Origin of the sequence: Paenibacillus sp. NPDC057934, from assembly GCF_042887565.1 — a bacterium.
Taxonomy (GTDB): domain Bacteria; phylum Bacillota; class Bacilli; order Paenibacillales; family Paenibacillaceae; genus Paenibacillus_AQ.
Map to the genome: position 1 here is coordinate 165981 of NZ_JBHVPB010000006.1, position 12070 is coordinate 178050.

At 40.4% G+C, this 12070-nt stretch carries 6 protein-coding genes; all 6 read left to right on the forward strand.

Features of this window, described 5'->3' with window-relative positions; all coding sequences use genetic code 11:
• The first annotated feature begins 8 nt into the window (after positions 1 to 8).
• Complete coding sequence (locus tag ACFVRY_RS15605) at positions 9 to 599, forward strand: hypothetical protein (protein ID WP_387501131.1); 591 nt, start codon at positions 9 to 11, stop codon at positions 597 to 599.
• 33 nt (positions 600 to 632) lie between these two features.
• A complete protein-coding gene (locus ACFVRY_RS15610) occupies positions 633 to 3509 on the forward strand; it encodes an ATP-binding protein (RefSeq protein WP_387501133.1) in 2877 nt (958 codons plus the stop codon).
• A 17-nt stretch (positions 3510 to 3526) separates the two neighbouring features.
• Entirely contained in the window at positions 3527 to 5386 is a 1860-nt protein-coding gene (locus ACFVRY_RS15615; protein WP_387501134.1) for a serine/threonine protein kinase, read from the forward strand.
• Positions 5387 to 6598: 1212 nt separating this feature from the next.
• Complete coding sequence (locus ACFVRY_RS15620) at positions 6599 to 7786, forward strand: P1 family peptidase (protein ID WP_387501135.1); 1188 nt, start codon at positions 6599 to 6601, stop codon at positions 7784 to 7786.
• A 338-nt stretch (positions 7787 to 8124) separates the two neighbouring features.
• A complete protein-coding gene (locus ACFVRY_RS15625; protein WP_387501399.1) occupies positions 8125 to 9081 on the forward strand; it encodes a tRNA dihydrouridine synthase in 957 nt (318 codons plus the stop codon).
• Positions 9082 to 9625: 544 nt separating this feature from the next.
• The coding region (locus ACFVRY_RS15630; protein WP_387501136.1) for an InlB B-repeat-containing protein at positions 9626 to 12070 on the forward strand (2445 nt) is incomplete at its 3' end.

Here is a 12070-nt window from a genome sequence, read left to right on the forward strand (position 1 = left end):
AGGCTACCATGAGTATTATTGATATAGAAGAAGAGGCAAAAACTATTTGTACACGTTTATACTATGGTTGGGTAGAAAAAGAAGAAATCTTAAGTTTAGCAAAGGATGCATTATTGTATCGAACTGTTCAAGACAGACTCGACTGGATAGGGCTTGAACTTATAGATCGGCCAGAATGCCCTTGGTATGTTGTCAGAGTTAAACGAGAAAATGATAGTTTTACACAATTCAGAAAAAGAAACCAGTCTTTGAAAGGTGGGCATTTGGCTTTAATACTTATTCTATATGCTAAATTATTGCTCCCAAAGAGAGTTGGGCAAGTGAATATCAATCAAATACTCAGCATATCGTTTGAAGAAATTTATGAAAAGTATGGCCATAAGTTTGCACGATCCCCTAAAATTCCGACTTCCAAAAAAAGAATGGAAAGCTTTTTAGGAGTATTAATAACACAAGGTTTTATAATCAAGAAACGCGCTGAAAGTATTTACTTAGCCGGACCGTCAATGTATATGATGCATGAGGATTTACTGACTGACCTGGCTCAATCTAGTTTAGAAACACTATTTGGATTTGGAGATTACAAGGAAAGCCTGTAGAGTGAAACTTTAAAAGGTCAAGGAGGAGTGGCTTTGATTAGGATCAAAGAGTTTAACACGGCGTATTGGGGACGTATTGGGACAGTTGCTACACCTTACCAGTTCAATGAAAAAGTTAACGCATTTGTTGGTGCTTCAGGAAGTGGAAAAACGACGTTGATGGATGCTCTTAGAATTGCATTGGGGGATGCCAAATTTGAATATAATCGTGCTATGGATCATTACATAAATAAGGTTTCCAATTGGTCAGTCGTTCAGGTAGCATTTTGGAATCGTGAAAATGAGGGCCAGCCATTTTTAACGTTAGGTTTTAAAGAAGCAGAAATTACTGTTTGTGTAAGACTTGATCGTTCTTCTGGAGACTGCAAACGAGAATATTATATGTTCGACGGTTCTTTTCGGGATATAGTTAATCTCGGCCAAAACCCTAAAGCATATCAATTAAACCGAGTGAAATATGGAGAATATTTGCAAAAACTAGAAGTGGCGGGATTGACTTTTGCTTTTAGAAAATTGATGTTGATGAAACCTGAAGATGTTCAAAATGTAGTAGGTTTGGACGCAAATAGATTATTCCAACTCATTTTTGATATTAAAGGCCAAAAAGCTGTACAAAATGAGCATGACCTCGCTTCTGAAAAGTTAAAAGAAGTAAAAAATCTAGAACTTCAAAGCTCTGAGGACTTGGCTTCTGCAAAAAAAACTCTAGCTGAATATGAAAACAAAAAAATTGAATTTGAAGCAAACGAAAATCGTAAAGTATGCCAGCAAAAGCTGAATGGATTATTTTTAAAAAAGAAATATTGGGACAATAAAAATGAGTTAAAGCGACAACAAAAAATGGTTTTAGAAGAAGAGAGTAAGCAAAGGCAAATAGAAACCACGAAAAGTGAAATAATTGATGGGATTGCATTGCTTGAAAAAGCACTAGAAACCGAAGAACTCAAAGAAGAGGAAATGAGAAATCAGATCCAGGCTATTTTTGAGGAAGTGAAAGAAAGACAAACTCAATATGCAAAGCAAGAAGCGGAGTATAATAGTCTAAATAATACTATTAAACAAGTAGAAATCATCCCATATGAGGGTATGGATTCTTTAAAGAGTAGGCTTGAAACTACTGTAATTGACTTACAAGGAGTTAATTTTGAATATAAAACGATTGAGAATACAAGAAAGATAACGGTTGATAAGCTTGATTCTCTTAAACAAGGATACAACCCGTTGCCTGAATGGGTTGGACGATTCAAAAGTGTATTGGACAATGAGAAAATACCCTATTTAATGCTAGCAGAAAATATATCTATAAAACCTAAATATGAACAATGGATTACTGCTATTGAGTCTTACTTAGGGAGAGAACGATATAGAATTGTGACATTACCCGATTATCACCTTTTAGCTAAGAAACTTCAGGAGAGTCAGGAATATGGAGCTAGGGTCTCCCAAACGCGAACGAGTAGACATCCTATTAATTCAAAAAAGCTAGATGGGAAATTTATATCTTTAAGAAATGCACTTGATATAACTAATGAAGATCAAATAGGCGGATATCTAGAGTATCTAAATAATATTTACCTAGTTGAGAGCGTTGAAGAAGGACATCAACTTTCACTAAATGGCTTTAAAAGCTTGACTCAAAAGGGTTTGCTTCAAGATCAAGAAGGTGGACTTTTTCTTAGAGTAAGAGAGCTAGTCTGTGGTAGCGCTGCAAGAGAGAAGTATAGGTTACAACTTGAAAAAGAATTGGATGTTCTGACAGAGAAGTTTGAATTATTAAAAAATGAAAAAAATACCCTAGAATTATTTATTGAGGACCTATCAGTACGTATAGACAATCAGGAAAAACTATTGCATTTAGCCCAATTATATATTGAAAAAGAGCAACAGGAAAAAGAACTTTCTCTGTTTAAACGTAATTTGGATGCCGCCAACAAAAAGTACGAAGACTACAATGCTAACCGGAATATACAGATTGAACTTATTAAAACTTTAGAGAAGCAGCAGGTTCAGAAAGAAGCTGAGATAGTAGCTATTCAGAAAGAAATTGATGAAGTAGGACGTACGATAAATGGTTATCGGGGAAGTATTGGCAACTGTAAAATTGATTTAAAGAAGTCTATCCTTGAATTGGAAGAAATGGGCTATGATGAACATTCGATATCATTCATTGAGGTAGAGATATTAAGTGAAAATATTTTTGTGCGCGAAGATGGAAGTGAATGGAATGTGGAAATCCTAGAGAAAGCACTGAGAAATATTAGTGAACAAATAGAATCATACGAAAGAGATTCTAATATAGATGCAGGTATTATAGCAATGGTCGAACCGCAAAAAAGGAGAGTTGATGTTTTAACAACAACTTATGAACTAGCTAAAGGTGATCGGGAGCAATGGGAAAACCGATTAGTATTAGCAGAGCTGGCATTAAAGAACCATGTTCATGAAACAATGACCCAATATATTGAGGAATTCAAATCTATGGCAGAGCTACTAGGTGCTAGAGCCGAAGGAAAGTTTCAACAAGAGGGTCCTAGCTATTTAAGTTGGAAAATTCAAATTAAGATTGGATTTGATGGGAAAGAGTTAGTAAATTATGATGATCCAGAGTTTTCTTCGGGTCAGCGTGCTGCAATAAGTATTATGCTACTACTCGCAGCGGTAAGTAATCAGAAGGAAGGAACTAAAAACAGTCTTATGTTCCTTGATGAACCTACTGCACGTGTCGACGATGCACGGGCAAATGAAATAGGCACTATTTTGCAAAAATCAAATGTACAATATTTCATTACACATCAGATTTCCGAAAGTTTAAAGTCAATTGATTGGATCGATCATGCATTTATTACGTCAAAACTTCGAAATGGACAAAAATTTGCGGACAGTCCTATTTTTGAATCAAGAAGGAAGTAGCAAAGGAGGACTAAAAGGTGTTTCCGAATACCGTTTTTGAAATAGATGAAAATCACTTAGGGATTAAAGTAGAAAAAACGTATAAGGATTATCTTTTTCCTGTTGAGATGTTAATGACTGGTCGTGTATTTAGCGGGATAGAATCTTCTTTTAATAAGCCGCACGGGAAAAGACATGTCATGGAAGCCATAGTGAAATTTCTTATAAAAGGCCCTAAGCAGTACAAATCTTTTGTTAATAATATGTTAAAAAAAAACAATTGGCCTGATTTGAATGATAGTCTAGAAATTCTTTTGATAGATGGTATAGTACAAGTAGTTTTTAAGAACCAAAAACCTCAAAAAGGAAGCTATTGGATACCCTCAGTTGTTCAACTTGACCCTAGAGCATCGGTATTTTTTTCTCAAAGAGAGTCGGATCATAATTTAGAAGCTTTCAAATTAAAAGAAATGGCGATACAGTTGTTAGCGCATACTTCGGAGTCGGCAAGAGTAGACATTTTGCGTTTTATTAATGAAGGGGTAATTATTAAGTCAGACATGCAAGTAGCGGATATTACTTCATTAGAAAAATTTAAATCAATCATTCTCGCAATTTCATACTATTGTAGTCTAAAAGAGCAGGGGAGAGCGCTTCCCTTGCGTCACGTTTCAAATCAAATCTGGGGAGAGCCTAAGATATTGTCTAAATACAGAAATGAAATAGCCCTTTCGGCTGGTATAACGCTAGAAGAGCTAGATTCAGTTCTTCTCCCAGACATTAATAATAGTTTGCATGCTCCTTTAATAGCAATATCGCCAGCAGAGGAATTGCAACAACAGTTCTTTAAATTATCTTCCTTTCTAAAACTAGAAAATTCACAAGAATCCATACCAATTATTTTGAAAAATATTGATTGTTGTCTGCAACTTATTGCAGAATACTTTGAAGGTCTGTCTAATAAAAACGATGTGGTGTTGTCGAAGATTTTATTTAAATATACTTTATTAAAAAAGGAGATTTTAGACGGGAATTTTGTAAAAGCCAATACACATATACATAGCGATTTGAATCGGATGGTTAGCGTCATAAAGAGCCAATTAATAAAAATAGAAAGTATAAGACGAAAATTTGAGCTAATTGTTTTGGAGGAAATAGGAAGTGGTTCTTTCGCTAGAGTTTATAAAGTGTTTGACCCTGAATCCTACAAAATTGTTGCTTGCAAAGTGCTTTTTCCTAGGAGTTATTTCAAACAAGTTTATGGTAGTGATGGAGATGAATATATACTCCGTTTTAAAAGAGAGATTAGATTGTTAACAAACGAGTTACAACATGTAAATATTATTAATGTTGAAAAAATTCAACATGATAGTGCGCCTTTTTGGTTCACTATGCCATTAGCCGACTGTTCATTAGAAAAATGGATTCGGGAAAATCGTTATGCTACAGAAGAAGTGCGCTTGAGTATATTTAATCAAATACTTACAGGTATTAAATATCTACATGAAGAAAATAAATATCATCGAGATTTAGCACCAAATAATATCTTATTATTTAAAATAGAAGATGAATTAAAAGTGAAAATTGCGGATTTCGGATTGGCAAAGGACCGTAATTCAAATTCTTTCTTTACAGGGGTGTCAAAAAGTGGATACGGCCAAGAGGATTTTACCGATCCGGAACAATTAAATAGTTTATCTAAGTCATCTCACTTATCTGATATTTATTCACTTGGAGCGCTGCTTTATTATTTGCTAAGCGGTAAGCTGCCTAAAAAAAGATTTTATGTTTCAGTTGCGTGTCAAAATATTGTTTTAAAAGCTATGGAAAAAAGAGTAAAGCGTTACCAAACGGTGTATGAGCTTGAAAATGATTTGAACTTATTTTTCAACAAATGAGTGATTGGAAAAATAGATGTTTTAAATGGAAGTACGTATTAAATGTATACTAGTGTTCAATGTTTATAGGTAGTTAGATACCCAGTGTTGGGAGAGCACATCATCGACAGCGATAAAGAATGGACGTGAGCCGTTATCTAAGTTGTCTCATTAATTGTTCTTCAAAATAAAAGTTTAATTTAGTTTATGGGTGTGTAAATGACTATTCTTGGCAGAGTGCATCGCTGGCAGCGATGAGGTCAGGGGTTCGATCTACTAGGCTCCACCAAGATATGTTTATTCTTTCTAGAAACCTCAAGGGCAGACCGCACGGACGTAACGTCAGCAGAGGAGCACGGCATTTATATTAACTATTGAGTTTAGCTGTTATGCCACTTGCTTCTATGGCAATATAAACGAAAGGTACATAGATTCAGGTGATATTGCTAGCGCTCCGTATAGAAGTCAGTTTTTTATCGTTTAAGGAGTTTTATTTTTACCAAGTTGCGCTGGAGTACGGTACCGCCTTCTTGCGGCTTGAATGGCGCTTTCGTTACTCCAAAGACATTCGTTACAAAAGTTTTGGCTGCTGATTGGATAATTCGAACTTCATATTTGAATGCAACCTTAGAAACATCCGCAAACAAGAAAGCGGACTTGTTCGGGTGGACACTTACAGTACATTTAGTTGAGTTACACGGACTTACTTTCAAAGATACTGGAGAACCATTTGACCAATCAAATACTTGTACCGTGATTCTCCGGGAACGGTTACCAAGATTCACACAGTCTACAAGAGCGTATTTGGTAATCGGATTCTTTCTAAGAATACCCGTAGTATAAACAACTTTGCAATCTGACAAAAGATCACCCCCCAAGTTTATTTATTTTTCCATACAGTAAATGCAAATCTTGATAAACGGCTTGGACTGATGAACCACCGAATTGTGGAAAGTAATGAGACGGGTGACAGGAGGTGGTTTAATTTTCCAAAATCTATAGGTTCGGATACTAAAGGAATTTGGTCTCATTGTTTTACGCAGCTAAACCAACCCGAGGCCTTTCAAAACGACAGAGATGTCGTTTTTTTTTTGCGTTATATTTAAAACTAATGATTCCGTAAAGTTGGTGTTTATTAGCGCACATTTGTCATCCCAAACATACTATTTATAGGTGAATGTCATCAGATGAGGCTTAAGCAGTACCATTCTGAATGAAATCGGAGTTGAAATAATGGAAAGAAGCAAAGCTAATCGAACGGCGAAATATTTGGGTCTTCCAGTTCGAATGAGGAATTCAGGGGTTTACCAGGGCAAGGTATTTGAAAAACACAACAACATTTTTTTCAATGGTGTGCAGCATCCCGAGAAGACGGTATATCGAGACGATCACAGCATACTTAATTATCCGATTGGGCCAAGTGCCAACAGTTTGATTGGTCGGGGAACGAAAGTTCGTGCCAAAGGGAGCATCACCGATGTTCCGGGTGTCCTCGTAGGGCATGCAGAGGATAAAAGCGGTCGTACCGGTTGTACTGTTATTTTGTATCCTGAAGGCGCAGTCCCTGGCGTGGATGTCAGAGGGGGCTATCCTGGTACGGAACAGACAGATGCTATTAAGCCCGGAACCTCAACGGACCTCATACAGGGGGTTCTTCTTACGGGTGGCAGCAACTTCGGCCTTGCGGCAACGGCAGGGGTCGTGAACTGGCTTGCTGAGCATGGGTATGGTACCCAGACAGCTGTGGGACCGCTGCCTACCGTGCCTGCGGCTGTTATTTTTGACCTTTATTATGCAAAAGGCTCTCCTAGGCCTGACACACGGCTGGGCTACATGGCAGCACAAACTGCAAAGGCCGGTTCCGTGGCGATGGGCAGTGTTGGGGCTGGAGCAGGTGCGACGGTAGGGAAAATCTATGGTACGCCGATGAAGGGCGGAGTTGGAACTGCTTCTTGGAAAATTTCGGGAGGGCCTGTAGTAGCCGCAATTGTAGTAGTCAATGCCCTTGGGGATATTTGGGATGAGGATCACATCATAGCCGGTGCGCTCGAGCCTGATGGTAAATTTGTTAACCAAACTAAGGCAATTCTTGAGGGAATACCACCAATGCCAGCCGCGGTCCGGAGTAGAAGCACAACGATCGCTGTTATTGCAACCACTGCCAAATTAGATAAAGCAGAGGCAGGGAGGGTAGCGACGCTTGCCCATGATGGAATGGCGCGGGCGATTTCCCCGGTACATATCCAAGAAGACGGGGACACTATATTCTGCATAGCTACCGGAACTGATACTAGTGGGCTTATTGGTAATGCTGCCGTAACCGCAGTCGGCACCGTAGCAGCGGTGGTGCTTGAGCAGGCCATCGTGAGGGGAGTAAAGGCTGCCCAAGCAGAAATAGAGCATCAACAAAGTAAGAGGTGAGATGATTTTTCAGCCCCTTTTACACGCACCACTTCATTCGAAGTGGTTTTTTTATGGTTTGGTGAAGTCTATCTAGGGGGTAAACTCAGGGTTCAGTCGGCGTGTAGGGGGTTGTGATGAAATTAATACCTGTCTAAATTCTGGTTTCTTGTTTGGATGGTTCGTAAAAAAGAGAAGAAATGTTATACTATGTATCCATGGTACTACAGTGGGACTGTTGAATTACGTAATAATTATATTAAAATAAACAGCGTTGGATCTATAGTGAGAGGATTGAGTAAGTAGTGTTAAATAATTTTTGGCGTGATTTACCTCGGCCGTTTTTTATACTTGCACCAATGGAAGATGTAACGGATCTTGTTTTTCGGCATGTAGTAAGTAAAGCAGGTAAGCCTGATGTGTTTTTTACGGAATTTACAAACACGGAGAGTTATTGTCATCCTAAATTGAGATATGGTGTACGGGGACGTTTAGCATTTACGGAAGATGAACAACCAATGGTGGCACATATTTGGGGGGATAAGCCTGAATATTTTAAGGAAATGAGCATTGGTATGGCCAAGCTTGGTTTCAAAGGTGTGGATATCAATATGGGTTGTCCGGTGCACAATGTTTCCAGAAAAGGTAGGGGAAGCGGCCTTATTCTGCGTCCAGATCTTGCGGCAGATATTATTCAGGCGGCAAAAGCGGGAGGATTACCTGTCAGTGTGAAAACGAGGCTGGGCTACTATGATATAGAAGAATGGCGGGATTGGCTAACCCATATTCTGAAACAAGATATTGCTAATCTGTCTATTCACCTTCGTACAAAAAAGGAAATGAGCCTAGCAGATGCACATTGGGAACTGATTCCGGAAATTAAGGAGCTTCGTGATCGCATAGCACCAGACACCCTTTTGACAATCAATGGGGATATTCCTGATCGAGAAACGGGATTAAAGCTTGCTGAGCAATATGGTGTGGATGGGATAATGATCGGGAGAGGTATTTTCAATAATCCCTTTGCTTTTGAACAAGAGCCGAGAGAACATAGCAGTGACGAATTGCTTGATCTTCTAAGATTGCATCTGGATCTTCATGATAAATATGCACCAGAATTAACACTACGTCCGTTTAAAGCCCTTTTACGATTTTTCAAGATCTATGTCAAAGGATTCCGAGGGGCAAGTGAACTATGCAATCAATTGATGAGCACGAAGTCAACGGATGAAGTACGTGAACTTCTTACTGCCTTTGAACAGAATATCGATACTGTGATTGAAGAAAATATAAATGAAGTACCAGCACATCATTAAGCAGTTATTGCTGGCAGCGATGAGATCAGGGGGTCTATCCCCCTATTTTCCCCCAAGAACGAACACAAACGGCAGAGATGCCGTTTTTTTATTGTCGCAATTTCCTATGTCGTGTACACATGCTGTTAAGAATAAGGGTACCCTTCCATGGTGATTAACGATGAAAAATCCTTGATTTGCTCACCCCATACGAGTCCGAGCCATATTTCGATAGAGTTACAATTTCTTGAATCCGTATTATATCTTGTCTCACGTCACGTGGTCAGTTTATTTGGCGATGTTTATTTGCCCTGTTTTTTTGTTATTTCGACAGCACTCGATAATTTGTGAGAAATTTGTGAGAAGCGCTTGCTAGAATATATTGCGATAAAGAATAGGGAGGAATAGGGCATGATGGTGATCTAGAGATGAACTTTTCTTATTTAGACGATCATCTCGATATTGTTGGAACAATGGCTCCAGGTATGAAGAAACTATTAATATGCAATCTCTCGGATCGAATGTGAGTTACATTACACGAAGCATGTTACAAGGAGGCAAAGGAATGAAACAAAAGGCAAAACAAATCATAGCTTGCGTGCTGGTATTCTTGCTTATTGCGGAAATGCTGCCTGCACTGTCTGGCGGAAAAGTCAATGCTGCAAGCAGCGGCATCATAAGTACAGTAGCGGGCAATGGTGAATTTGGATATACAGGTGACGCAGGGGAAGCGAAGGGGCCAGGCACCAGATTGTATCTCCCGCAAGGAGTAGCTTTTGATAGCATTGGAAATCTATATATTGCTGACACCCAAAATCAGCGGGTTCGTAAAGTGGATAAATCAGGGATCATCAGTACGGTAGCGGGCAATGGTAACACAGGCTATTCGGGAGACAATGGACCGGCGCGTTCGGCTCAGTTGTTCGCTCCTACTAGTGTAGCTGTGGATAGCAGCGATAACCTGTACATTTCCGATACGGGCAATCAGCGAATTCGGAAAGTCGATAAGTCAGGGAATATCAGTACGGTAGCCGGTAATGGTTCTGTAGGCTATACCGGAGACGGAAGGCCCGCGACATCTGCCCAATTGAACGAGCCGTATGGATTAGCCTTTGATAGTAGCGGTAATCTGTACATAGCAGATACGTATAACCAACGAATTCGGAAAGTAGATAAATCAGGCGAAATTAGCACTGTTGCAGGCTCGGGAGAATACGATGGTCACAGCGACGTAGGCGATGGAGGAGATGCGATCTCTGCTAAATTAGCATATCCATATGGAATGACTTTTGATATCAATGACAATATGTATATCGCAGATCGTAGTACTTTTCGTATACGAAAGGTAGATACGTCGGGGAAGATCAGTACGGTAGCAGGCGATGGTACTAGTGCCAGTACAGGAGATGGTGGAGATGCGACGTTAGCCCAATTAGTAGGTCCCCGAGGAATTGCTAAGGATAGTAATGACAATCTGTACATCCTGGATGGAAATCAGGTTCGGAAAGTAGATATGACATCCGGGAAGATCAGCACGATAGCAGGAGGTATTACGGGCGGCTATTCGGGAGACGGTGGACCGGCAACCTCTGCTAAATTATTTATACCGCAGGGCATAGCAGTGGACAAGAGTGGAACTGTTTACATTTCAGATACTTTAAACCAACGAATCCGGAAGGTCGCAGACGGCTACACCGTTAGCTTTAGTTCAAATGGAGGAACAGGTACGGTGCCTGATCCCATGACGGTGTCCCCAGGACAAGCTTCACCAGCGCTGCCGAATGGCACGGGATTAACCGGACCGGCAGGAAAGAAGAATTTTGACGGTTGGAATACTAAAGCAGATGGAAGCGGAACTAGTTATGAAGCGAATGCAAGCATCAGCAACGTGACATCTGACATTACACTTTATGCGAAGTGGAGCAATGCTTTTACCGTTACCTTTGATTTAAATGGCGGAACAGGTACAGTACCGTCTTCCATAAAAATAGGCGAGGGGCCAATTTCACCACCTCTTCCCAATAATATGGGATTCACAGGGCCGACAGGAAAGACCTTTGGCGGTTGGAGTACCAAGGAGGATGGGACCGGAGATCGGTATTCGCCAGGAGTGCGCATCCCCTATCTGACATCCAACATTACGTTATATGCCATGTGGTTCGAGGCGTATACCATCACTTTTGACTTGAATGGAGGCACGGGTACCGTTCCGCCTTCTATGACGGTGCTTAAAGGACAAAAGTCATGGCCATTACCGGAGGGCACAGGAATTATTGCTCCACCAGGAAAAGAATTTGACGGTTGGAATGTGCAGGCGGATGGGCAGGGGAACCGATATGTACCAGGTTTAACAATCTCCGTCTTATCTGATATGACGCTATATGTGGATTGGTTTTCGAAAAAACTACCCACATACAACGTACATTTTGATTCGCAAGGTGGTTCTGCAGTAGCGGCTCTTAAGAAAGTGAGTGAAGGATCAACCATCAGTGCGCCGACAGCGCCGACCCGCACAGATTACACCTTTGGGGGCTGGTATAAGGAAGCAACGCTTGAGAATGCGTGGACTTTCGCTACAGATATTGTGACGGAAGATGTTACGTTATATGCAAAATGGACTAGAGAAGTGAAGGTGCCTGCGCCAAGTTTTGAGCCTGTACCAGTTCCACGTCCAGGCACTGGGCCGGGAACGACGGGAATTCCGAATGTAACGCCAGGAACCGGGAACCATCTAGTGGTGAAAGTGTCCTCCACTATGATTGAAACACCGAATACAGGTGATACAGCGCCAACAGAATCTGGAATTATAGATCCATACACAGCGGGCAACGACATCCCTGGCGTAGATTCGAGGGTTAACCGCTACGTAGGTATCTATGAAGTCGACAGCGAAGGTAAAGTCGTAAAGTTCACCCTGATCGTGCTGGAATCCAAAGATATTAACAATGGAGCAGCCGTGCCGGAGTTTGAACCAACGCCAGTGCCACATCCAGGTACTGAGCCGGGAACC

What these genes read in the sequence shown, in the direction of transcription:
- ACFVRY_RS15605 (WP_387501131.1), top strand. Translation starts at nt 9, where the DNA reads ATGAGTATTATTGATATAGAAGAAGAGGCAAAAACTATTTGTACACGT.
- ACFVRY_RS15620 (WP_387501135.1), top strand. Translation starts at nt 6,599, where the DNA reads ATGGAAAGAAGCAAAGCTAATCGAACGGCGAAATATTTGGGTCTTCCA.
- ACFVRY_RS15625 (WP_387501399.1), top strand. Translation starts at nt 8,125, where the DNA reads ATGGAAGATGTAACGGATCTTGTTTTTCGGCATGTAGTAAGTAAAGCA.